Below are 23,701 nucleotides of genomic sequence, written 5' to 3' on the forward strand. Positions count from 1 at the left end.
AAATTATATTGATAATATTTTTAAATAAATTAAAGACATGATAAATTTGAGTTTTTATTCTAATTAAATTTAAACATGAACATTATATTATCCATATTTAAATAAGTGACATTAATCCAAGAAAAATATAACAAAGTGATAAGTTTCATCATAAAAATGAGCCCCCGATAGGAGGCTCATTTTATTTTGAGATTGCAGAAGTAGTGCTGGGTAATATCTTAACGCTCAGTCGTTTGTCTGCTTGTAAATATTGATTAGCAACATGACGCAGATCATTCATACTCACCTGATTGATGGAATGACGAACCTCCTGCCAACGACTATAGCGATGCGGATAAGTTTGAGTTAGCGATGCGACATCAAGCCAAAATACATTCTTTTCTGGCAGGCTATCTAACCATTGTAGAAGCGGTTGTTTCGCTCGTTGCAACATATCAGCATCGATGCCATGATCAGCTTTCACTCGAGACAATACCGCATCAAAACTCTCTTCCACTAATTTAAGTTGCGTTGTGTCTGTCACACTGAACAGCCCCAAATAACCAAATCCTGTGGGAAGAAAATCATTGCTGCTAAATGGGTAAGGTGAGTAACTCGCGCCAGCCTTTTCTCTCACTTCTTCCGTCAACAAAATACTGAGAACCTCTTCAAGCAGCATCAGTTTTGCGTAGTGTTCGGCATTCACCTTATCAGTCGTTGGCCACAGCCAAGCCAATGCCGCGGCATTGGCTGAACCTTGATGCTCAACAATATGTGATGCAGGCACTGGTGGAAACTCAACGCGCTCAACTTGCAGCTCTTTTTCTGGATGACGCGGCAAAGCGCCCAGTGTTTTAGCAACCGATCGAATCGTTTTCTCTTCGTCAAGATCACCCACAATGGCAATTTCTAAAAGGCCTTTATCTACCGCCGAGGCAAACACTGGAACTAATTCTGAAAAATGACGCTTTAACAGTTCCTCGTCATGGCTACGAAATCGTGGGTCGTCAGGGTGCAATAATTCAGGTAACACCGTCCAAAATGCCTCTTCTGGCGTCGTGTTCTGGCTGTTACTCGCTGCCAGTACTCGTTGACGAAATTGGTTCATCCCCTCTTCTCGCCAGCCCGGGCTCGTTAAAAATGCCGTTTGCAGTGCTAACTGTTGGTCAAGCGACGCTTGATTGGTGAAATCCTGACTCGCAAAACCAAGCGTTCCGACATTGAACCCCGTCGTCACATTGGCAGCAGAAAAGAGATGAATTAACTGCTGAAACGAATGCTGCTCTAACCCACCAGCAACAAAGCCATCATTAAACAGTGCCTGAATGCCCTCTTTTCTAGGTAACGGATATTCGCCAAAACCTAATGCAAGATTGAGGTAGATGACGTTTTTCTCTAACTCGGTTGGCTTGATGTTGAGCTTAACGCCATTGGCAAATTTCAACATCCGAATCCCTGTTTCGGGATCTCGCTTGTCGTGAACGAGCGTGCCCGCCTCACCAAATTCACGGTAGGCAAAAGCGTCCACTGATAGAAATTGATAAGGTTCTACTGGCTGCTTTTGGCTTTGTTCATATACATCGAGTAGCGTTTGATTGATTTTCTCAACCTTGTATGGCCCAGAAAGATAAATCCACGGCTTACCTTGCCAACGCTCTGTAAGCAGGTCGTGCAATCGAGCTGCGGTGATTTGAGGTTGATAAGCTTCAAAAAGAGCAAGCGCGAACGTCGGTTCAATCGGGACAAATTGCTGAGCATCACTTGTCACTAGGCCTTGCGCAATCGAAAAACTATGCAAGGTATCGCTACTTGCTTCTCTTTGCTGATAATCAGCATGCATTGCCTTGATCGCTTGATCAATTTCGTTCTGATTAAAGCCGTATCGAATCGCTTGTCGCACCGTCTGTTCAAGTAATGTCAGCCCATGCTGCCACTGCTCGGGCAAGGTTACCAGTGACAATTCCATCCGTGATGCGATACCGAAATCTTGTTCAATATGAACAAAAGCATTCGTTATCCCCTCTTGGTCTATCAGATGGGGAAGTAACCGTTGGTAGAGTAAGTTCGACAATATTGATTCAAGGATCATTTCATGGCGACTTTCAACGCTATCTGCTTGTCGCTCTTGTGGTGCAATCACACCAAGCGAAATTTGGGTCGGTAAGCGAGCATCAAAGAAAACATCGGCTTGCAAGTGCGTCCTTACTGCAGGCAACATCAAATGGTCAGCCCGTAGCGGTACCGCATCCCGGTGAGGTACCCAGTTAGAAAAAAGTCGTTTGATCTGCTCTTCGGCCTGAGCAACATCAAGGTCTCCCACCACAATGATCGTGGTACGTTCTGGCGTATAAAAGCGTTGATAGAGTGAACGTAACTGCTCTGAGCTAGCATGTTTTACTACATCGAGATCACCAATTGGCAAACGTTTTGACAAAGGGCTCCTCGGATATAAGAAGCTCAGCTGTTGACGATAATTCTCAACATCAGCGGAATTTCTCTCTTTCCATTCCGCCACAACAACCGGTTTTTCTTGCTCCAACGCCTTTGGCTCAAGCTTAAGGCGATCCGCAATCTCTCTCATAAGCCACAAACCAGTTGCTACTTTTTGTGAGTCTCCTTGAGCAATATTGAACTCATACACGGTTTGATTGAATTGAGTCACCGCATTGGTATCGGATCCAAAACTTAATCCTAAGCGTTCAAGTTGGCGAATCATCTCCCCTTCGGCTACAGAGTCCGAACCTTTAAACGCCATGTGTTCTAAAAGATGCATCAAGCCTTGTTCTTGATCTGACTCGACTAAAGAACCACCCGCAATGCGCATACGCATAATGACAGCATGAGCAGGTGTCGTGTTATGGACTAATTGGTACCTTAAGCCGTTTTCAAGCTGACCTTCGTGAATGCGATGACTTTTAGGTAACTCCGTCGATAGCGAACTGGCCGATATGACAAGCAGCAATAATAAGCTCAATGGGTGAAAAAATAGAATATTACGCAAATTAAGATTCTCAGTATGTATGGGACGACACTCATTCGAATTGAGCGCTTATTATCACCCATTTATTGAACTTATAAATACATCAAGACAATTCCATACAAAACCGTACAATATTTTCAACATCATGCCATAGTGATCAAACGCGCACCACGCCCCCTTGAATATCAGCTTAGCTGGCTTATATTGCTCTACAAAAACTTTGTGCAATAACGTAGCCAAATCACAAGAAAACACAGTATTATCACCCCTTATTCCACATACTTCGTGGAGATCATAAACGGAATAATTATGGAAAATATCGTCGAAAAACTACTCTATTCAGCGCGCTGGATTATGGCCCCTATCTATTTGGGGTTAAGTTTAGTGCTGCTGGCATTAGGCATTAAATTTTTCCAAGAAGTGTTTCATCTGTTACCTAACATCTTGAGCACCGATGAAGTCAGCCTGATTTTAGTGACACTTTCTTTGATTGATATTTCATTGGTTGGTGGGTTGATTGTGATGGTGATGTTTTCAGGCTATGAGAATTTTGTCTCTAAAATTGATATCGCCGAAGAGGATGATAAGCTCGGCTGGCTCGGAAAATTAGACACAGGATCGTTGAAAAATAAGGTTTCGGCATCGATTGTCGCCATCTCCTCAATTCATTTGCTGAAAGTCTTCATGAACACTGAAAATATCGACAGTGAAAAAATCAAGTGGTACTTACTGCTGCACATTACCTTTGTCTTATCGGCCTTTGCGATGGGTTATTTAGATAAAATCACCAAAAAATAGCCGCAAGCCCTGTATACACAGGGCTATTCGTTAACACTATCGATGCCAATGATAAATAGACTGAGCTTATTTTGAACGGTTGACCAACAGTAACAGCAAGAAATAGCTCCCACCGAGAATCGCCACCAGCGTGCCAGCCGCAATTTGCATCGGATAAACGATCACCTGTCCGAGCCAATCCGCCCACAACATTAATGATGCACCGACTAAACTTGCCACCAGCAGTTGGGTTTTACTTTGCTGCGCGCCTAGCATCATCGCCATGTGTGGCGCAATCAAACCCACAAACGACACTGGCCCCATCGTCGCCGTCACCAGCGCACATAACAGCGCCACAATGGTCAATAAAATCAAACTGGTGCTTTGCGCATTAACGCCGCGCGCACTGGCAAAACGACGACCAATGGAGATTAAAGTCAGCCAACGCGACAGCGCGATGGTGGCCGCGGCCAGCAACAGCACCAAAACGGCCAGCAACAGCGCTTGGTCAGGCGTAACGCGATAGGTTGAGCCTGCCAACCACTGTAAAATTCGATAACTGTCTTCTGACCCTTTAGCCAAGCAAAATTGCACTAAGGATTCAAGCAATGCGGTGATGGCTATCCCGGTTAAAATCAAACTCGACGCGGCGTATTGATGGCGCTTACCCAGCACAACTAATGCCGCCAACACCAGCAAACTACCCAACAATGCTGTCACCCAATGAGCGGCTAACAAGCTTTGACCTAAAAAGAGATTGGCAAACACCAACGCAAACGTCGCCCCTGACGAGACCCCTAAAATATCTGGGCTGGCTAACGGGTTGTATATCAAACGTTGCAAAATGCTACCTGCTAGTGCAAGACCAATACCGGCACACAATGCGGTGAGCATGCGCGGCCAGCGTAATGACCACTGATAGCTGCTTGGCAGCGCCAATTGCCAACTGAGTTCGTTCATTTGAAACAACGTATGCAACCCAAGTGCTGCCAGCATCATTAGCAACAACCCCAATAGTGCGACACGGCTTAATGATGCGCGCGACTGAGGCAGTGAGATAGTCAATGTATCTTGCGCCTTGAGCTGACGGCGACTAAACCAGATCAATGCGGGCGCGCCAATCGCCGCGGCTGTGATACCGCTGGCGATGACTTGCGTAGTCCATAGGCTCAACCACATTGCGAGCATATCGGTTAATAAAAGCAGTAACGCGCCAAGCAGTAAGCTCGAATAGAGCTCTTGTTTGGGCGTTCTTGCCCCCATAGCACGGGCGATGTTTGGTGTGAGTAGCCCGATAAAACTGATGACGCCCACCGCGGTAATCGAGGCTGAAACCAACCAAATCCCGAGCACCATTAAGATTAAAAATGCAGGAATGACAGGCAGACCACGAGCCGCAGCACCTTGATGACCTAAACGCAATAACGTCAGAACCCTTGGCGCAAACAGTAAAATCAATAAGGAGACCGATAACCGCGGCAGCAACCACTGCACCCAATCCCAGCCATTTTGCGCCAGATCGCCCGCGCCCCACATGAAGACGTTTTTGGCGTATTGTTCATTGAGTAGAATCAGTGCCGTCGCAATCGCGCCAAGTAGCAGGTTCACCACCATGCCTGCCACAATCAACGGCAAGCCCGTCATGTTACGCACACCCGCAATCACCACGATCAACGCAAATGCGAGCAAAGCACCACTCATTGCCGCCAACGCGCTGTAACTGGCAACTAGGCTTGGAAAACCAATGTTGAGAATAATCAGCGCCAGCCAAGCTCCAGATGAGGTGCCCAGCGTCAATGGTGAAGTGAGATTATTCTGCGTCAGTTGTTGCATCACACTGCCGACCAAACCCAACATCGCGCCCACCAGCAGCGTCATCACCAAACGGGGCAATTGACCATATAGGAAATTGAACTCAGCAAAAGAGCTCGCTTCACGTTGCGCGCACAACAGTTGCCATTGCGTGACTAGATCAACGCCATTGCCAATTTGCACACTGAGCATCGCCGCAAGCAGCAGCGCACTACTCAGTGCGAGAAACACTTTTCCGTTCATGACTTAGGCGCAACCTCAAGCAAACTGCGTGTCAGCGCTTCTGCAATGTATTGTAGTGACATCGCGCCGCCGTAGTTCCAGACACTCTCAACCGAGTTCACTCGCGCTTGACGCACAAACGGCATCGCTTGCCAAAGCATTGATTTTTTTAGCTGTGCTTGCTGGGCAAATGGCAAAAAATAGAGCACATAACCTTGCTCAACATACTGCAGATCCGTTAACCGATGTTGCACAATCCCCCACTCTTTGGCGGGCTGAGGCAACGCTTCATGCAAGCCCAATTGCTTTAACACATAATGAGTGGTGGAGTTTTCACCGTAAAGGAACACCGAGGTTGGATTAGCAAAACGCATCGCCACCACTGCGGGTGTTTGATGAGAAAATGCGATGTCAATTTGTGCTCTTAACTGCGCAAAACGTTCCGTCATTGTGGTCAGTTTTTGCTCGGCGAACGCTTGCTTGCCAAAGAGCTGCGCTAATTGGCGAAAATGGTCAATCGCGACTGCGCCACTGTCATCACTGGCTTGAAAATTAGAGAAATAGAGCACCGGAGCAATGCGCTCTAACGGTGTGATTAAATCTTGCTGCGGCGCAGCGGCGAGAATGAGATCTGGTTGCAGTGCAGCAATTTTTTCCAAATTAGGTTCAACGCGCGTGCCGATATCTTCTACCCCTTGCGGCACTTGCGGTTTGACAACCCAATCTTGATAACTGGCAAGCTCTGGCGCGCCAACCGGTGTGATACCCAGTTCAATCACTTGCTCAAGTAAATCCCAATTGAGCACCACCACACGTTGTGGCAGCTGCTGTAGAGTTTGCTCTCCGCGGCTGTCGTGTACGGTCAATGGCGCGCTAAAAGCGACACTCGAAAAAACAGAGAGTAAGCCAGCAATCAGCCAGCGCTTTACAAGGTTTAAGCACATACAATCGCGACCTTATGCGTGTGAGAATCTGAATTGGACATTGGGTGATCCAGCAGTTGGATCGGCGTTTGATAAAGCGCCGATAAACGTGCTTCATCGGCCAATAAAGAGGCATCGCCTTCAAAAGCAACCTTGCCCTGCTTGAGCGCGACAATGTGGGTCGCGTAACGCAGCGCAAGGTTCAGATCATGCAAAATAACGATAATTCCGCAGCCTTGTGTTTGGTTTAATTGCGCAAGCAGAGCCATTAACTGATATTGGTGCTGCACATCTAACGCCGAGGTTGGCTCATCTAAAATCAGCACCGGAGACTGCTGCGCCAACAGCATCGCCACCCAAGCGCGTTGCCTTTCACCGCCAGACAATTCATCTGCCAAGGTATAGGCAAATTCAGTGACGCCAGTTTGGGCGATCGCTTGATCGATGATCACTTCATCCTGATTTTGCCAGCGACCAAAAGGACCACGCCACGGAAAACGCCCAAGGCGCACTAACTCTCGTACCGTTAACCCCGCTGAAGTTGGCAATTTTTGTGGTAAAAACGCCACCGCTTTAGCCAGCGCTCTGGCGCTGAGCTCGGCAATCGGCTGCTGGTTAAGTAACACGTCGCCACGGTCAGGTGCTTGCTGACCAGAAATCAAACTCACCAGCGTGGATTTACCAGAGCCATTATGGCCGAGTACCACAGTTAACTCTGTGGTGGGAATATTCAGTGATTCAATGGATAAAATGCTTCGTCCACCGCGTACCACTTGAACATTTGATAAGGTAAACATCACTCTCCCCCAAAAATCGAACCACCTAAAACACACATCCCCGCCGGCGCGGGAATGTTCAAAAACCGTCAAACTCACCTTCAGCGAAGGTGAGTTCATGCTGGCTTACCAGCGGTAATTCACGCTTGCCACCATACGACGTGATTCGCCGTAATAGCAGGTTCCGAAATCACAACCAGCAAGGGACTCGTCATCCAAAATATTATTGAGGTTAACCTGCACATCCCACTGTGTATTGATGGCGTAGCTTGCCATTGCATCCCACAGCATATAAGCAGGCACCTTTTTATCGAGCGAGGCATCCACAGACGTTCCGGTATAACGCACGCCAGAGCCCAACGTCAGCCCCTCAATCCCAAGGCCTGCAAAATCATAGCTCGCCCAACCTGTCGCTAAGTGGCGCGGAATCATCGACTTGCGCTTCTGGCTCGTTCCTTCACCCGTATGAGCATCGAGATAGGTGTAGCTGGCATTCAGCATCAGATTCTCTGTCACAGCCATGCGAGCTTCCACTTCGAACCCTTGCGTATTGGTTTTTGTGCCCGATTGACTGGTGGTTAACGCGCCATTGCTGCCGACGGTAGAGGCGGTTGCGTTTTTCTGGTCGATATCAAACCACGCCAGATTGACATAGCCATCGAGCCAGCTTGGCATGTATTTCACACCCACCTCGGTTTGGTTGCTCTCAACGGGTTTGTAGAGTTTGTTGGTGGTGAAATCTAAGCTGCTGATCACATAGAAAGATTCTGAGTAGCTCACATAAGGTGACAAACCGTTATCGGCTAAATAGATCAAACCGCTGTTTAATGACAGTTGGCCATCATCAAGCTCATCTTTATTCAAACCTTTGCTTTCAACATCAATTTTGTCGTAGCGGCCACCTAAATTCAGCACCCATTTCTGTTGCCATTTCGTTTGATATTGCGCGTACACACCCAGTTGCTGTTTGACAATCTCATTGTCATACAAGCTGCTTGAGAGATCAGGCACATTGCCGTAGGTCGGATTAAGGCTGTTGATCACGCCCACCTGTGAACCAGTGCCATTACCCAGCCATTTATTTTGGTGATACTGAATGTCAAACCCGGTCAGTAAGCGATGTTCAAATTGGCTACTTTGCCATTGTGCTTGGGCGTTGTTATCTAAGGTTACGCTGTGTGCATCGCCATCATTGATCAAGGTATAACGTGCCAATGTGTATGGGTCGCTGTCTTGCCAAGCATTTTGATAGGCCGAAGAGCTTCGTAGGTACAGATCAACATAGGCGTAGTTGAAGTTTTGCTTGAGGCTCCAAGTGTCGTTCAGTTGATGAGAGAGTTGGTAGCCGAACGACAGTTGTGTTTTATCGAAATCATCGTGATCCGGCTCGCCAAAGTTGCGGTTAGGCGCAATCGTCTCGCCATTGGGCAGCGCCACTAATGTGCCATCGCTTGGGAAGAAACCGTTTTGTGGCACGCCGTTATCTTTCAAGAAAGTGGCCATCAGCGTTAGCGTGGTTTGATCTGATAAATCGATAGCGTAGCTTGGCGCAACATAAACGCGCTGGCTCTCAATGCCATCCAGTTCACCCTCTTTTTGATTAACCATCGCCACGAGGCGGTAGCGCTGGCTGCCATCTTGGTTGGCCCAATCGGCAATATCGACACCCAACTGCTGGTAATTTTTATTCCCCACCGACAGAGATACGGAATGCTGCGCGCCATCAGTCGGCTTTTTCTGCACCACGTTGGCAATACCGCCCGGCATGGACTCACCATACAGCACAGAAGATGGGCCTTTCACCAATTCAACTTGCTCTAAACCAAAGGGTTCAACCGTCCAAGCAAAGAAACCTTCTTTATAAAGACGGTTACCATCGAGATAGACACTCGGTTCAAAACCACGCACAAACATCCATTCGGCGTCGTTATCCGCGCCATAAGGTGAGGTGTATCCCGGCGTATAGCGCAATGCTTCATCCAGTTTTTGTACGTTATGCTGGTCCAGTTCATCACGTTCAATGACAGTGACCGACTTTGCAGTTTCTTGTGTCGGGGTATCGACTTTCAATGCCGATGCCGTCACCACGATCGTGTCTAAAACTGGTGGCGGTGTTTGCTCAGCTTGTGCCGTAGCCGAAACCATGAACAGACAAGGTAATGCGCTGATTTTTAATATGTTGTGAATTGCTGTCCCCAGCAAGCTTGGGCGAATGAGATCCATTAAAGGATACCTCCTGCTTTAATTAGTTTGAGAAACGTTTTTATTATCATTATTATTGCCTGTCATTTTACTGATAAATTCAATATTTAACAGATAAAAATAAGAATGAATCTCACTCGCACATCACCATAAGTTGATCACCTATGTTTCAATGGTTTGAAAATCTCACGACGGCGTTTCCTAAAGAAGAGCCGCAACAACCGCCTAACTCCTTATTAGCCTTCTGCCGTCATTACACGCGGGGTTTTGAAGTACCGTTATTGGTCATGTCACTGCTCAGTGCTTGTGTGGCGATTGCCGAAGTCACCCTCATTCGCTATATGGGTGAATTGGTTGATATGCTTGGCAGCCAACAACGTGCCACATTCTGGGCTGATCAGAGTGACCGCTTGTGGGTAATGGCCGCGCTGGTGGTGGTCATTATGCCGCTGCTGGCTTTCTTCCACTCCATGATCATGCACCAAACGCTACTGGGTAATTACCCGATGTCGATGCGTTGGATGATCCACCGCTACTTACTCAAACAGAGCGTCAGTTTTTTCCAACGCGATTTCGCGGGGCGAATTGCCACCAAAGTGATGCAAAGCTCCCTCGCCGTGCGAGAAACAGTAATGAAACTGGTCGATGTACTGGTTTACATCGCGGTCTACTTCGTCTCGATGATTTGGATGATGGGCGAATCTGACCGCATCTTGATGATCCCGATTCTGATTTGGCTCGTGGCCTACATCATCATTCAATTGTATTTCATTCCCAAGATGAAAAAAGTGGCGACCGATCAAGCCGATGCTCGCTCAACTATGACGGGCAGCATAGTCGACAGTTACACCAACATTGCCACCGTGAAACTGTTTTCCCATTCGCAACGAGAAATGCAGTACGCCAAAAGCAGCATGAAACGGTTTTTGAACACCGTGTACCAACAGATGCGCATGGTGACGTGCCTGTTGTGGAGTGTTGACGCCATCAACTATTTACTGCTGTTTTCTATCGCCGCTTTATCAATCAATTTGTGGCTCGATGCCTCAGTGACTGTCGGTGTCATTGCGATTGCGATTAGCATTGCGCTGCGCGTACAAGGCATGTCGAAATGGATCATGTGGGAAGTGAGCGCACTATTTGAAAATATAGGTACTGTGGTGGATGGAATGAATACCTTGTCGCAACCAGTGACCATAACGGATGTAGCCAATGCGCCGCCGCTGCAAGTAACGCAAGGGCAAATCAGCTTCCATAACGTTCACTTTCACTATGGACAAGAGAACACTGTGTTTGAGGCGCTTAACTTTGAGTTAAAAGCGGGCGAAAAAGTGGGGTTAGTGGGTCGTTCGGGCGCGGGTAAATCAACACTGGTTAACTTGCTGCTGCGATTTTACGATTTGAATGGCGGCAAAATCTGCATTGATGGGCAAGATATTTCGCAGGTCAGCCAAGATTCACTGCGCCAACACATTGGTATGATCACGCAAGATACTTCGCTGTTGCACCGCTCAATCCGCGACAACATTCTCTATGGCAACCCAGATGCCGGGGAAGAAGCGCTGATAGAAGCAAGCCGTCAAGCGCATGCTCATGATTTTATCGCGCAGTTGCAGGATGAGAATGGCAACCTTGGCTACGATGTTCAAGTGGGAGAACGCGGTGTCAAACTCTCTGGCGGCCAACGCCAACGCATTGCGATTGCCAGAGTGCTATTAAAAAATGCGCCGATTCTGATCATGGATGAAGCCACCTCGGCCCTAGATTCAGAAGTAGAAGCGGCTATTCAAGAAAATTTTGAAACGCTGATGGAAAACAAAACCGTGATCGCCATTGCGCACCGTTTATCAACCATTGCCGCCATGGATCGCTTAATTGTGCTGGATGAAGGACGAATCATTGAACAAGGCTCACACCAAGAGTTGCTGCAACAACAAGGCGTTTATGCTCAGCTATGGGCGCATCAAACGGGTGGGTTTATAGGCGAACTTGCGTAGTGGATGCTCTTTAGGCCAAATAAAAGGCCTTTAGACACATCCAACAGAGAAAGAAGATGTGCTAAAGGCCGCGCTATTTCACCCAATACCCTCACTTGACCGAGTTTGGGTATTTTGCATACCATACATAGGGGGGGGGTGAATTAGCTTAAATCGACATCTTTGCAGCCAAAAAAGTAGGTCGCGAGAAAGCCAACGGTGTAGGAAATTAAAAGACCGCCAACAAACACCATCATCCCAGCAAAAATTCCTTGCTCGGAAGTCATCAATGGAATGGCGACAATGCCTGACGGGCCAAACACCGTATTTAATCCTACTGGCAAACCAAGGTAAGAAACTAAGCCGACAAAGAAACCGCCCGCCGCCCCACCAATGCAAGCGGTGACAAACGGTTTAACCCGCGGCAAGGTCACGCCATAAATCAATGGTTCGCCAATTCCCAAAATACCGGGAATGATCGCCCCTTTCACTTGCGTGCGCAGCAACGCATCCTTATTCGCTTTGAAATAGAGTGCCAGCGAAGCGCCCACTTGGCCGCCGCCCGCCATCGCCAAAATAGGAAACAGAGAGTTAAACCCTTGTACATCCATCAGCGCAAAATAGACTGGCACAAACCCTTGGTGAATACCAAACACCACCGAAATTAAGAACAAACCCGACAGTAACGCCGCGCCCAACGGGTTATCATTGAGGTTCAAAAACAACCATGACATGCCTTTAAACAGCTCACCACCAATCGGCATGATCACCAAGAAAGTCACCGCGCCCATGATGAGTAACGTCACCACAGAGGTTAAGATCATATCCAAATCATCAGGCATGTATTGGCGCACTTTACGTTCTACTTGCGCGCCCAAAATAGAGGCTAAAAGTACCCCGATGATGTTGCCGCGCGGGTCAATGGCGAAGCCAAAGAATTCACTCATACCCGAGTAGATACCCGTTGTCGCCTCTGGGTTATACCCCAGCACAAACAGCGAAGCTAAAATGGCACCATTAACACCCGAGCCACCGAAAGCTTGCTGCGCGTTATAACCAATTAAAATACTCAAGAAAGCAAATAGCCCTTTACCAAACACTTTCATATAAGTAATGAGATCGAGCATAAACTGGCTAGGCGATTGATCGATAACGAACATTTGCTCCAGCAAAGTGGCAAAACCAAGCAACAAACCCGCAGCAATGAAACCGGGGATCAGCGGCGTAAAAATGGTCGCAAATTTGCTTAAAAAACGTTGTACGCCGCTGGTCTGTTTGCTCTTCATCTGCTTTTTCTGCTCAGCAGCAATCGCGGATAGATCGGCAGTTACGGCCACATCCGTCTCAGCACCGTCACCGTTGGCGATCATCTCATTCATCATATCGGCCGCCGTTTGCGCTTTGCCTGGGCCTAAAATGATCTGCAGTTGTTGGTCACTCTCCACCACGCCCATTACGCCGGGAAGGGTTTTCAGCAGAGCCTGATCGGCCAATGCCGTATTATTTAATGTTAAACGTAAGCGCGTCATGCAGTTACCACACTTACCGATATTGCCACTACCACCGACTGCACTAAGCAGCTTGGCGATCATATTGGAGGTTATTTTTGCCATTGGGACATCCTTGGATAGATCCAGTCGGGTTATTGATCATTCAGTGCCGCGCGAATAAAACCATTATGCTTGGCCAGTTTTTGCGTCGCTTGCTCGGCGCTTAGCCCCGCAAGAATCATTACAATGGCGGTTTTACAGTGACGATGGCAGGCGCTCAGTGCTTGTTCTGCTTCCTCTTTACTGCAACCTGTCGCTTCGACCACAATGTTATTTTGGCGCTGAATCAACTTAGCATTGGTTGCCTCGACATCGACCATAAGGTTGCCAAACACTTTACCGCAACGAATCATCGCGCCGCTGGTTAACATGTTAAGCACCAGTTTTTGCGCCGTGCCCGCTTTCATACGTGAAGATCCCGTGACCACTTCCGCGCCCACCACAGGCACAATGGCAATGTCAGCCGCGTGCTGCATCGCGCAATCTGGGTTGCACACTACTGCCACAACCGTTGCACCCAGTGATTTAGCGTAAGCCATGCCGCCTAGCGCATAGGGTGTGCGACCACTGGCGGCGATACCCACCACCACATCGTTGCGGGTCAAATTAATATTTTTCAGATCGCTTTGCCCAAGCTCAACATTGTCTTCGGCATTTTCAACCGCTTTAAGAATTGCTGGGTGTCCGCCCGCAATAAGCCCAACCACTTGTTTAGGATCAGAGCCGTAGGTGGGTGGGCACTCGCTAGCATCTAAAATCCCCAAGCGACCGGAGGTTCCCGCTCCCATGTAGATCAAACGTCCACCCGCTTGAAATGCCAAGGTAATGGCATCCACCGCTTGCGCTATCTGCGGTAAGGTTTTTTCAACCGCTAACGCGACCAGTTGATCTTCATGGTTAATGACTTGCAGCATCTCTAAGGTGGAAAGGGTGTCAATGTCAGCACTGGCAGGGTTGCGGCTTTCGGTAACCAACAGGGTTAGGTCTAGGTTCATCGTCTATTTCTCGGTTTTAATTCGGAACTGAGGGCGATTCTATGGAATAAAATATTCCACTTTAGTGACAAAAATCACAACAAAGGTTATTCTTTGACCAGTCATTACATGGAATAATGGCCTACAATGCACCGATATCTTTTAAGCCTCCGAACAAAAGGCCAGTTAATACAAGCCACTACACTAATGTTCGTTATTTTAAATTTGGAATAATTTATTCTAAAAAATACAAGGATCGCGCATGTCTGTGATGCATAAAATCGTCAGCCGCCGCACTCAACTCTCTCGCAATGAATTACAAATCGCCGATTGGATCATCGCTCATCCAGAAAAAGCCGCGCTCGCCACCAGCCAAGCATTGGCCGAACACGCAAAAGTCAGCCAATCGAGCATTGTCAAATTTACCCAGAAAATTGGCTTTAGGGGCTACAGTGAGTTTAAGTTAGCGCTGGCCGAAGAGCTTGGCCGTAAATTGGCGTTTCAGACCACGCCATTGCACAGCAATATTCTGGCTGACGACCCACTGGCGGTGATCGCGCAAAAATTGGTGCAAGCGAAAACAGAAGCGATGTTTCACACCACCAACGCGCTTTCATTTCCCCACTTCAACCAAGCGGTACAGTGGATAAACCTCGCCAACCGCGTGCAAATTATCGGTATCGGCGGCTCTGCGCTCACCGCAAAAGATTTGGCTTTTAAGCTCCTGAAATTAGGCATCACAGCGCTCACAGAACAAGATAGCCACGTACAAATCGCCACCGCACGCACGCTGGGTTCGCAAGATGTTCAAATTGTGATTTCATTTTCAGGAGAGAGAAAAGAGATTTTGATTGCCGCCGAAGCGGCCAAGCAGCAAGGAGCAAGCGTTATCGCGCTCACCTCTCCGAAGAAAAATCGACTACGTGAATTAGCCGATCTCTCTTTTGATACGATTGCCGATGAAAATGAACATCGCAGCTCATCCATCGCCTCTCGCACCGCGCAGAACGTTCTAACCGACCTGTTGTTTATTACTCTTGTACAGCAAAGAGACGAGTCGGCGCGTCAATTGATCCAAGACATTTCATCTGATATTCGTCAAATCTTTTAACGGAACTAATCGCTCTCTTCAATGCAGTGCATGCGATGAAAAACGCGATGAATGATCGGCGCAAATAGGGTGGCCAATGAAACGAAAAAGACAGTTTCAATAAATAAGCTGTAAAAGGCTAAAAAGAGATGCAAGCTCGGCGCAAGATGCAGATTGATTATCGGGTAGGGAAGTTCGAGACCACTGACCATCGAAAGCGCATTCAACCACGCTTGCGCCGCCGGGAGATCAGCTAGGTAGACAAAACCCACCACTCCGGGAATGAGGCCAGCCAACAGCAGTAACGCAGCGATCGCCGCATAGCGTAAGCAGCGCCATGTAAAACGCTCAACGGAGATAACTTCTTGATGAATCGATTCAAATTTCACGCCAGCCTCCTTGATGTTTGCCTCATCATAAGCAATGGCAGCTTAATAATGAAGGACCAAAAGGCGGATATGCAGAGTTGATCTACACGCTTAGAAACCTCGCGCTAATAATTGCGCGAGAAACGCCAACTCTTCTTGGCTCTCTTTGATGGCAAGTGCTTCAAGCCAAAGCGACTCGCTGTAATGCTCGGCTTTGAGAAAAAGTGAGCAACCTTCAAAATCAATCAACCATGAGTGAATGTCCGCATCCCACTGTTTTTCTATCACTGTAGCCGAAAGCTGCTTGACCAAACGCTCGCCTAGTGCAGGAAAAGTATCGACATCAAAACGCGGCGTACTCAGGACGAGTCGCCCTTCATCTTGTAAATTGTGTGCTAAACCGAACTCAGCCATGGTGGGTTAAGTGCTCCTGAATCAGGTCTAAAAATGGGTCGGCGTATTTTTCAAGCTTGCGCTGCCCAACGCCGTTAACGGCCAACATTTCTCCGTACGAAGTGGGCAATATTTCCGCCATATCAATTAAGGTCGCATCACTAAAGACCACGTAAGGCGGCAGGCCATCTTCATCAGCAATCGATTTACGCAATTTACGCAATTTGGCAAACAGTGGTTTGTCGTAGTTTTTGTTGGATAACTTATCTGATTTCGCCGCACGAGCAGCAGTATCTAAGCGTGGAATAGCTAACTCTAATGGCATTTCTCCACGCAACAGCGGTCGCGCCTCTTCCGTCAACTGCAAGGTCGAATTGCGAGTAATGTTTTGCTGCAACAACCCTTTATGGATCAACTGACGGAAAATACTCACCCAATAATCATGGCTATGATCGCGACCAATGCCGTAAGTAGTGAGCTTGTCGTGGCCATTTTCACGAATACGGATATTTTGCATACCGCGCATCACTTCCACCACATAACCAATACCGAAACTTTGGTTGACGCGATAAACGCACGATAACGCTTTTTGCGCCTCTTGCGTGGCATCGAAATGCTTGGGGGGATCAAGGCAGATATCGCAGTTGCCGCAAGGTTTGTCTCGATATTCACCAAAATAATTGAGCAACACTTGGCGGCGACAAGTTTGTGCTTCAGCAAAAGCACTCATCGCGCCCAACTTATGGCTTTCCACCTGTTTTTGTGGCCCTTCCGGCTTCTCATCTAACATTCGACGCAGCCAACTGATGTCGGCCGGATCATAGAGCATCATCGCTTCGGCTGGCAAACCGTCTCGCCCTGCGCGCCCGGTCTCTTGATAGTAAGATTCGATGTTGCGCGGAATATCAAAATGCACCACAAAACGCACGTTGGGTTTATTAATCCCCATTCCAAATGCGACGGTAGCAACCACTATCTGAATGTCATCACGCTGAAATGCTTCTTGCACATAAGCGCGCTCATCGGCGTCCATACCCGCATGGTAACTGGCTGCTCGTAAATGGTTGTTGCACAGTTTTTCTGTCAGCATTTCTACTTTTTTGCGACTGCCACAGTAAATGATACCGCAATGTCCTCTTTGCGTATCAAGATAGCGGATCACCTGTGAAACCGGTTTGTGCTTTTCGACCAAGGTATAGCGGATATTAGGGCGATCAAAGCTGCCCAGATAGACATGCGGTTCTTGCAACTGCAAACGGTGCAAAATATCCACGCGCGTGGCGTCATCGGCCGTTGCCGTCAGTGCCATAAAAGGCACGTGTGAAAAATGCTGTTTAAGTTGGCCTAACGCCGCATACTCAGGGCGAAAATCGTGCCCCCATTGAGAAATACAGTGTGCTTCATCCACGGCAATCATCGCCAATGGCAACTGCTGCAAGCGTTCGATGAAATCGGGCATCAAAACGCGCTCAGGCGACGCGTAAATCAACTTCAGTTGCCCCGCATTCATCCAGTTATACACCGACATCAGCATCTCACGTGACATACTTGAATTAATACACTCAGCCGCGACACCGTTGGCTTTGAGCTGATCCACTTGGTCTTTCATCAACGAAATGAGCGGCGAGATGACTAAAGTGATGCCCTCTTTGACTAACGCAGGGATCTGATAACAGAGCGATTTCCCCCCACCCGTTGGCATGATAACTAAGCTATCTTGCCCCGCTAACGAAGCGTCAATCACCTCTTGCTGGCCGACACGAAACGACTGATAACCGAACACAGTCTGTAAAATACTGTGCGGTGTCTCAGGTTGAGGATCGGTTTGTTGAGCCATTAACGTTGCGGTCATGAAATTTCCAAGGGTGAACAAAAGGGGTAGAGCAACCGCTATACCGCAAAGCGTCTTATTGTAGTGGGGTTCGATGGTGAATAAAACCGCAAAATGTAGCGGTAAAGCGAATCACCTGATTCTAGGCCATTATTCGCCACTCAAACTCCCGAGTAGGCGGTCGATTAACAAAGCTGCAACTTACTTGAGGAACAGTATATACTGTCGAATCGTTTCGCTGGCTCAGCACTTCACTCCTTTGAGAATTCATCATGACCGCAGAAGAACAACAACGCTCCAGACAAGGCGTTTTACTCGCTATTGGTGCTTACACTATGTGGGGCATCGCACCGATCTATTTTAAAGCAATCAACAATGTTCCTGCACTTGAGATCCTCACTCACCGCGTAGTGTGGTCGTTTTTCTTGTTAGCAGCACTACTTCATTTTGGCCGCAACTGGCGTAGTGTACGCAGTGTGATTACTCATAAATCAAAGATGATCTATCTAATGACCACCGCTTGTCTGGTTGCGGTGAACTGGTTAATTTTCATCTGGGCAATCAATGCTAATCATATGTTAGATGCCAGTTTAGGTTATTACATTAACCCACTGCTCAATGTGGTGCTCGGCATGCTTTTTCTTGGTGAGCGATTACGCAAACTGCAGTGGGTCGCGGTAGCGCTAGCCACCATTGGTGTGGCCATTCAGTTAATTGTGTTTGGTTCGATTCCTGTGGTCGCCATCGCTTTGGCTACCACTTTTGGCTTGTATGGCTTACTGCGTAAAAAAGTGGCGGTTGATGCACAAACAGGTTTGTTTATCGAAACCTTGGTGATGTTGCCCGCGGCGTTGATTTATCTGTTGTTTATCGCCAGCTCGCCAACTTCAGATATGGCGCTCAATCCGCTTAACCTCAACCTACTGCTGATCGCAGCTGGCGTCATTACGACCTTGCCTTTGCTTTGTTTCACAGGAGCAGCAACGCGTTTAAAACTTTCAACGCTGGGTTTCTTCCAATACATCGGCCCAAGCTTGATGTTTTTGCTCGCTGTCTTGGTTTACGGTGAAGCCTTCTCTAGTGATAAAGCCATTACTTTTGCCTTTATTTGGGCTGCATTGTTGCTGTTCAGTTTTGATGGTTTAAAAACAGGCCGAACCGCGCGACGCGCTCAACGAGCATCCGTTTAATTAGGATTGTTTATTCCCCTCGTTCGTCAAAGCGATCGAGGGCTCTGTGATCATTTTTTACAAGACAGTGGCGACATGGCTGGCTAAGCTTGCATTATTCAACCCTAAATTTTGGTCTCTATGGATAAAGTGAGCTACAGCCAAACGGCCTATCCTGCGATCGGTCTGATTGATGCAGACTATCGTCAGTTTGCGTTTGATCGCCACTACCATCTTGATATTCATATTGGCCTTATCACTCAAGGAACACAGCGCTTCTACCACCAAGGCGCTTGGCATCAGGTACAACGGGGCGGCGTAGTTCTGATGTCGCCAGATGAACTGCACGATGGGCAAGCGCACAATGGCTCTGGCTACCAAGTGCAAGTGTTTGCTATTGAGCCCACTTGGCTACAGCAAACCTTAGAAGCCAAGCAGATTGAACAAGTGCTGGGTTTTGAGCAGTTAATAGTCGATGACGCGCCACTTTTTTGCTCACTGCTGCAACTTCATCACACCATGAAGCAGGATAAGCTCAGTCAACTCGCTAAAGATTGCTTACCCTACCAAGGGTTCACACCTTTGCTTGAACGCTATAGCCACTTGAAACTGCCGGAGGTTAAACCGCTCGGCCAGCGCAACCTCGCCACGCTGAAAGAGTGGGTACTCAGTCAACTCGACCAACCAATCCGCCTTGAACAACTCGCTCAGCTTTGCCAGCTTTCACCCACTCAGTTTCAGCGCCATTTCAAGGCGCAAACGGGCATCACACCTTATGCGTGGTTATTGCGTTTACGTTTAGAGCAAGCGATGAAATTGTTGAAAACCGGCACCTCTAGCACTGAAGTCGCCTATCAAGTCGGTTTTTATGATCAAGCCCATTTCAGTAAGGCGTTCAAAGCAACCTTTGGCCTGCCACCCTCCGCCATCAATCGCACACTTTACTAACCAAACTGTCAGAAATTTACAAGGCAAGCACGTTTTCTCCACGCATACTCACCGTAAAACATGAGGAGAATACATGAACGAACTTTCCATATTGGCCACATTGGCTGGCGTACATTTTATGGCATTATTAAGCCCCGGCCCAGATGTGGCACTGGTGGTACAAAATTCCACCCGTTACGGTCGCAGAACCGGAGTTTTTATTGCGCTAGGGTTATCATGTGGCATTGTCATTCACTCATTGCTTAGCCTCACAGGGATAAGCTATTTGGTGCATCAACAACCCGCACTGTTTGCGATGGTGCAACTGGCCGGCGGGGGGTATTTATTCTATTTAGGCTTGGGCGCACTCAAATCCATCTACACCACCTGGCGATCGCCACAAGCTGTCGGAGTCAACAATGAGCGCTACAAGCTGATCGAAAATCAACGCCAAGCCTTTTCCCGCGGTTTTATCACCAATATTTTTAATCCAAAAGCTTTGGTCTTTTTTATCAGCTTAATGTCGAGTTTAGTGCCTGTGGGGATGTCCTTTTCAGGTAAAGGTATCGCCTTGCTGATTCTTTGGGGGCTCTCTTTTATGTGGTTCTCAAGCTTGGCGTGGATGCTCTCCACCGCCCGCCTACAAAAACGTTTGCAATCACTCACTGTGTATATTGATGCGGTATGTGGCATCATTTTTACGCTCATCGGTGGACTTATTTTATTGCAAGCGCTGCTTAGCCTTAGCCATTGATGCAGCGATTCGCGCCCATTTTTGTGCGAGATCTCTTACAAACGAGTGAGCAAATATCGCTTTTTGAGTAGGAAAATCAATACTAAAAAACTTAACTAATTGATTTTAAATAAAATAACAACCAGCTAGAGAAACCCTTTGCGAAAAAAGCGTTTCTCTAGCATTGCCGATAAATTAGAGATGGGTAATATGAACCTTGTCGGAAGGATTCTGACACGGAACAGGAAAGCACCACGGATTGGTCATCTTCAGGATGAAGAGACGACTGCTCAGGATGAATGGTCGGCACGGAAAGCAAATTGGACATTGAATGGACGCAATAGTAGCTAGGATGGTTACTACTAAGGAAAGACAATGGACACCTCTGGACGAGGCAAGGACTGAACATCAGGATGATGTAAAGGACACCGCTCAAGGAACAAGTGAAGCGCGCTAACGTGGATGGTTAGCAGACTAGGAAGTCACCAAGGACACCGCTAGGAAGGCGAAGAACGGATTAAGCTGACGGAATTCAGCCACTATCATGGATTTGATGCATGGAGCACTTTCGTAGCTGGATTGCTGCAAGTAAGACTATAACCCCGCAGGGCGCAAGCCCTCGGGGTTTTTCTTTTGGATCGGATAAGTAGATGAGTTATCCAGCTTTCATATCTTGAACGGCTAGGTTAGGTATTTGGCTTAAACAACGCCATAAACACTCCCTCCTGCCTTCCCCTCAAAGAGGGAGGAGAACAATCCAACCATCTCAGCAAAGAAAAGTACCTTTTCTTTGTACAAGGAAGATCATAGTTTCTCTAGCTTGGCATAAGCAGTCACTAGCCATTTAATGCCTTCACCGTTAAAAGCGACTTGCACTCGACTTTGCGGACCACTACCTTCGAAATTAATGATGGTGCCTTCACCAAAAATAGGGTGTTTCACGCGTGCGCCCAAGCTAAAGCCCGTCTCGTTAAAGTTCTCTTTGACCGCTGTTTGACTAAAACGCCCGGCACTGCTTGGTCGGCTCACTTGCGCTTTCATGCGCACTTCATCAAGGCAGTTTTCTGGCAGCTCACGGATAAAGCGTGACGGCTTATGGTATTTATCCTGACCGTATAAACGGCGAATTTCAGCGTAAGTAATGTAGAGCTTTTGCATGGCGCGCGTCATTCCGACGTAACACAAACGGCGCTCCTCTTCCAATCGCCCCGCTTCTTCGGCCGACATTTGGCTGGGGAACATGCCCTCTTCAACGCCAACCATAAACACCAACGGGAACTCTAACCCTTTCGCGCTGTGCAGTGTCATTAACTGTACGGCATCATCAAACTCGTCAGCCTGCCCTTCGCCCGCTTCCAGCGCGGCGTGGGTTAAAAAGGCCGTCAACATGCTCATCTCATCCGCTTCTTCTGGCTTTTCAAATTGGCGTGTTGCGGTGACTAGCTCTTCCAAGTTTTCAATTCTGGCTTTAGACTTTTCACCCTTTTCAAGCTGATACATCTCAAACAAACCTGATGTTTTGATTACATGGTCGGTTTGACTGTGTAACGGCATCTCAGCGCTATCATCTTCAAGGGCATTGACCAGCTCAATAAACCGGCTTAATGCGCTTGCCGCACGTCCTGTGAGCACTTTTTCTTCCAACAGCACAAGGCTCGCTTGCCACAAGGTACAACCGCGATCTCGCGCCGCAAAACGAATGGTTTCCAGCGTTTTATCACCTAAGCCACGCGGTGGCGTATTTACGACTCGCTCAAAGGCCGAATCATCATTGCGGTTAGACATCAAACGCAAGTAACTTAACGCATCTTTGATCTCTTGGCGCTCGAAGAAGCGCATGCCGCCGTAGATGCGATAGGGCAAGCCTGCTTGAATCAAGGCTTCTTCCAAAACACGAGATTGGGCGTTGTTGCGATAAAGCATCGCACAATCCTCTAATGCGCCACCTTTATCTCGCCACTCTTTGATTTTATTGACGGTAAAACGCGCCTCATCAAGATCGTTGTAGGCCGAATAGATAGAAATTGGCTCGCCTTCGCTGCCATCGGTCCAGAGCTCTTTACCCATTCGCTCGGTGTTGTTCGCGATCAGTGCGTTCGAGGCTTGCAAAATGGTTTTGGTTGAACGGTAGTTTTGCTCTAAACGAATGGTATTAACGCTCGGAAATTCCTGCGTGAATTTTTCGAGATTTTCAATTTTGGCACCACGCCAGCCATAAATGGACTGATCATCATCACCGACGATCATCACGTGGCAATCGCGCCCAGCCATCATGCGCAGCCACGCGTATTGGATGTTATTGGTGTCTTGAAATTCGTCGACCAAGATGTGTTTAAAGCGCGCTTGATAATGTTCACGAATGTGCTGCTTATCACGCAACATCTCGTGGCAACGCAGCAAAATTTCGGCAAAATCAACCAAACCTGCGCGATCGCACGCCTCTTGGTACGCGGAATAAAGCTGCAAATAGGTTTGAGTCACGGGATCGCGGTACGCATCGATGTGCTTCGGACGAAGACCTTCATCTTTTTTACCGTTAATCCACCAGCACACCTGGCGCGTAGGCCACTGCTTCTCATCTAGGTTTTGTGCTTTGATTAAGCGACGCAGCAAACGCAGTTGATCTTCAGAATCGAGGATCTGAAAATCCTCAGGCAGGCGAGCGTCAAGATAGTGAGCGCGTAAAATACGGTGGCAAATACCGTGGAAGGTACCATTCCACATGCCCGATGCACTGCCCATCATCAACTCTTCAATTCGGCCACGCATTTCCGCCGCCGCTTTGTTGGTAAAAGTCACCGACATGACTGAAAAAGGCGAGGCGTTTTCAACCGAGATAAGCCAAGCAATGCGATGCACCAATACTCGGGTTTTACCACTCCCCGCTCCGGCAAGCACCAGCAAGTTTTCTAAAGGCGCGGCAACCGCTTCGCGCTGTTTATCGTTGAGACCGTCGAGTAAGAGAGAAGGATCCATCATGGCTAAGCTACTGGTTATTTATACATAATTGCCCAGATTA

The 23,701-nt window shown here is 47.9% G+C and carries 17 protein-coding genes; 6 read left to right on the plus strand and 11 right to left on the minus strand.

The annotated features are described in order from the left end of the window. Positions 1-181 precede the first annotated feature (181 nt). The gene (locus AACQ21_RS11785; RefSeq protein ID WP_105976515.1) at positions 182-2,980 is read right to left on the minus strand and encodes a M16 family metallopeptidase; all 2,799 of its coding nucleotides are present in this window, start codon (positions 2,978-2,980) and stop codon (positions 182-184) included. A 288-nt stretch (positions 2,981-3,268) separates the two neighbouring features. Here AACQ21_RS11785 and AACQ21_RS11790 point away from each other — a divergent pair, with 288 nt between their 5' ends. Then, positions 3,269-3,757 carry a TIGR00645 family protein gene (locus AACQ21_RS11790; protein ID WP_017045929.1) on the plus strand — a complete coding sequence of 163 codons (489 nt, stop codon included), beginning with the start codon at positions 3,269-3,271 and terminating at the stop codon, positions 3,755-3,757. A 66-nt stretch (positions 3,758-3,823) separates the two neighbouring features. Here AACQ21_RS11790 and fhuB read toward each other — a convergent pair whose 3' ends face one another. The 4 genes from fhuB to AACQ21_RS11810 form a co-directional block, all read right to left on the minus strand. Further along, complete coding sequence (fhuB, locus tag AACQ21_RS11795; protein WP_094127877.1) at positions 3,824-5,791, minus strand: Fe(3+)-hydroxamate ABC transporter permease FhuB; 1,968 nt, start codon at positions 5,789-5,791, stop codon at positions 3,824-3,826. Further along, positions 5,788-6,714, minus strand: a complete 927-nt coding sequence (locus AACQ21_RS11800; RefSeq protein ID WP_094127880.1) for an iron-siderophore ABC transporter substrate-binding protein — start codon at positions 6,712-6,714, stop codon at positions 5,788-5,790. Before AACQ21_RS11800 ends, fhuB begins: the two co-directional genes overlap by 4 nt. Then, on the minus strand, positions 6,705-7,490 hold the full coding sequence (locus tag AACQ21_RS11805; protein ID WP_026028190.1) for an ABC transporter ATP-binding protein: 786 nt from the start codon (positions 7,488-7,490) through the stop codon (positions 6,705-6,707). The genes AACQ21_RS11800 and AACQ21_RS11805 overlap by 10 nt, the downstream gene beginning before the upstream one ends. 105 nt (positions 7,491-7,595) lie before the next feature. Next, positions 7,596-9,692 (minus strand): TonB-dependent siderophore receptor, encoded by a 2,097-nt coding sequence (locus AACQ21_RS11810; protein WP_094127883.1) that lies wholly within the window; start codon positions 9,690-9,692, stop codon positions 7,596-7,598. 143 nt (positions 9,693-9,835) lie between these two features. Here AACQ21_RS11810 and AACQ21_RS11815 point away from each other — a divergent pair, with 143 nt between their 5' ends. Then, entirely contained in the window at positions 9,836-11,668 is a 1,833-nt protein-coding gene (locus AACQ21_RS11815) for an ABC transporter ATP-binding protein (RefSeq protein WP_094127886.1), read from the plus strand. Between the two features lie 143 nt (positions 11,669-11,811). Here the strand turns inward: AACQ21_RS11815 and murP are convergent, their stop codons facing one another. Both murP and murQ read right to left on the minus strand, forming a co-directional pair. Next, positions 11,812-13,260, minus strand: coding sequence for a PTS N-acetylmuramic acid transporter subunit IIBC (murP, locus tag AACQ21_RS11820; protein WP_088721413.1), 1,449 nt, complete (start codon positions 13,258-13,260; stop codon positions 11,812-11,814). Between the two features lie 29 nt (positions 13,261-13,289). After that, positions 13,290-14,192, minus strand: a complete 903-nt coding sequence (murQ, locus tag AACQ21_RS11825) for an N-acetylmuramic acid 6-phosphate etherase (protein WP_017045936.1) — start codon at positions 14,190-14,192, stop codon at positions 13,290-13,292. 241 nt (positions 14,193-14,433) lie between these two features. Here murQ and AACQ21_RS11830 point away from each other — a divergent pair, with 241 nt between their 5' ends. Next, entirely contained in the window at positions 14,434-15,282 is an 849-nt protein-coding gene (locus tag AACQ21_RS11830; protein WP_105976516.1) for a MurR/RpiR family transcriptional regulator, read from the plus strand. A 5-nt stretch (positions 15,283-15,287) separates the two neighbouring features. Here the strand turns inward: AACQ21_RS11830 and AACQ21_RS11835 are convergent, their stop codons facing one another. The 3 genes from AACQ21_RS11835 to recQ all read right to left on the minus strand — a co-directional run bounded on the left by AACQ21_RS11835 (position 15,288) and on the right by recQ (position 17,874). Further along, the gene (locus AACQ21_RS11835; RefSeq protein WP_181185529.1) at positions 15,288-15,650 is read right to left on the minus strand and encodes a hypothetical protein; all 363 of its coding nucleotides are present in this window, start codon (positions 15,648-15,650) and stop codon (positions 15,288-15,290) included. Positions 15,651-15,740: 90 nt separating this feature from the next. After that, entirely contained in the window at positions 15,741-16,043 is a 303-nt protein-coding gene (locus AACQ21_RS11840; protein ID WP_105976518.1) for a DUF3630 family protein, read from the minus strand. After that, positions 16,036-17,874, minus strand: a complete 1,839-nt coding sequence (gene recQ / locus AACQ21_RS11845; protein ID WP_105976519.1) for an ATP-dependent DNA helicase RecQ — start codon at positions 17,872-17,874, stop codon at positions 16,036-16,038. The genes AACQ21_RS11840 and recQ overlap by 8 nt, the downstream gene beginning before the upstream one ends. A gap of 251 nt (positions 17,875-18,125) precedes the next feature. Between recQ and rarD the strand changes: the two genes are divergently transcribed. The 3 genes from rarD (at position 18,126) to AACQ21_RS11860 (ending at position 20,703) form a co-directional block, all read left to right on the plus strand. Beyond that, on the plus strand, positions 18,126-19,043 hold the full coding sequence (rarD, locus tag AACQ21_RS11850; RefSeq protein WP_013855691.1) for an EamA family transporter RarD: 918 nt from the start codon (positions 18,126-18,128) through the stop codon (positions 19,041-19,043). 120 nt (positions 19,044-19,163) lie between these two features. Next, positions 19,164-19,970 carry an AraC family transcriptional regulator gene (locus AACQ21_RS11855; protein WP_026028188.1) on the plus strand — a complete coding sequence of 269 codons (807 nt, stop codon included), beginning with the start codon at positions 19,164-19,166 and terminating at the stop codon, positions 19,968-19,970. A 73-nt stretch (positions 19,971-20,043) separates the two neighbouring features. Next, positions 20,044-20,703 carry a LysE family translocator gene (locus AACQ21_RS11860; RefSeq protein WP_105976520.1) on the plus strand — a complete coding sequence of 220 codons (660 nt, stop codon included), beginning with the start codon at positions 20,044-20,046 and terminating at the stop codon, positions 20,701-20,703. Positions 20,704-21,486: 783 nt separating this feature from the next. Here the strand turns inward: AACQ21_RS11860 and uvrD are convergent. Then, the gene (gene uvrD / locus AACQ21_RS11865) at positions 21,487-23,661 is read right to left on the minus strand and encodes a DNA helicase II (protein ID WP_013855687.1); all 2,175 of its coding nucleotides are present in this window, start codon (positions 23,659-23,661) and stop codon (positions 21,487-21,489) included. Between the last annotated feature and the right edge of the window lie 40 nt (positions 23,662-23,701).

It is taken from the genome of Vibrio sp. V01_P9A10T6, assembly GCF_963877065.1.
Lineage (GTDB): Bacteria > Pseudomonadota > Gammaproteobacteria > Enterobacterales > Vibrionaceae > Vibrio > Vibrio anguillarum.

What these genes read in the sequence shown, in the direction of transcription:
- AACQ21_RS11800 (WP_094127880.1), bottom strand. Translation starts at nt 6,714, where the DNA reads ATGTGCTTAAACCTTGTAAAGCGCTGGCTGATTGCTGGCTTACTCTCT.
- fhuB (WP_094127877.1), bottom strand. Translation starts at nt 5,791, where the DNA reads ATGAACGGAAAAGTGTTTCTCGCACTGAGTAGTGCGCTGCTGCTTGCG.
- murQ (WP_017045936.1), bottom strand. Translation starts at nt 14,192, where the DNA reads ATGAACCTAGACCTAACCCTGTTGGTTACCGAAAGCCGCAACCCTGCC.
- AACQ21_RS11815 (WP_094127886.1), top strand. Translation starts at nt 9,836, where the DNA reads ATGTTTCAATGGTTTGAAAATCTCACGACGGCGTTTCCTAAAGAAGAG.
- uvrD (WP_013855687.1), bottom strand. Translation starts at nt 23,661, where the DNA reads ATGATGGATCCTTCTCTCTTACTCGACGGTCTCAACGATAAACAGCGC.
- AACQ21_RS11805 (WP_026028190.1), bottom strand. Translation starts at nt 7,490, where the DNA reads ATGTTTACCTTATCAAATGTTCAAGTGGTACGCGGTGGACGAAGCATT.
- AACQ21_RS11790 (WP_017045929.1), top strand. Translation starts at nt 3,269, where the DNA reads ATGGAAAATATCGTCGAAAAACTACTCTATTCAGCGCGCTGGATTATG.
- AACQ21_RS11855 (WP_026028188.1), top strand. Translation starts at nt 19,164, where the DNA reads ATGGATAAAGTGAGCTACAGCCAAACGGCCTATCCTGCGATCGGTCTG.
- AACQ21_RS11830 (WP_105976516.1), top strand. Translation starts at nt 14,434, where the DNA reads ATGTCTGTGATGCATAAAATCGTCAGCCGCCGCACTCAACTCTCTCGC.
- rarD (WP_013855691.1), top strand. Translation starts at nt 18,126, where the DNA reads ATGACCGCAGAAGAACAACAACGCTCCAGACAAGGCGTTTTACTCGCT.
- recQ (WP_105976519.1), bottom strand. Translation starts at nt 17,874, where the DNA reads ATGACCGCAACGTTAATGGCTCAACAAACCGATCCTCAACCTGAGACA.
- AACQ21_RS11810 (WP_094127883.1), bottom strand. Translation starts at nt 9,692, where the DNA reads ATGGATCTCATTCGCCCAAGCTTGCTGGGGACAGCAATTCACAACATA.
- AACQ21_RS11860 (WP_105976520.1), top strand. Translation starts at nt 20,044, where the DNA reads ATGAACGAACTTTCCATATTGGCCACATTGGCTGGCGTACATTTTATG.
- murP (WP_088721413.1), bottom strand. Translation starts at nt 13,260, where the DNA reads ATGGCAAAAATAACCTCCAATATGATCGCCAAGCTGCTTAGTGCAGTC.
- AACQ21_RS11840 (WP_105976518.1), bottom strand. Translation starts at nt 16,043, where the DNA reads ATGGCTGAGTTCGGTTTAGCACACAATTTACAAGATGAAGGGCGACTC.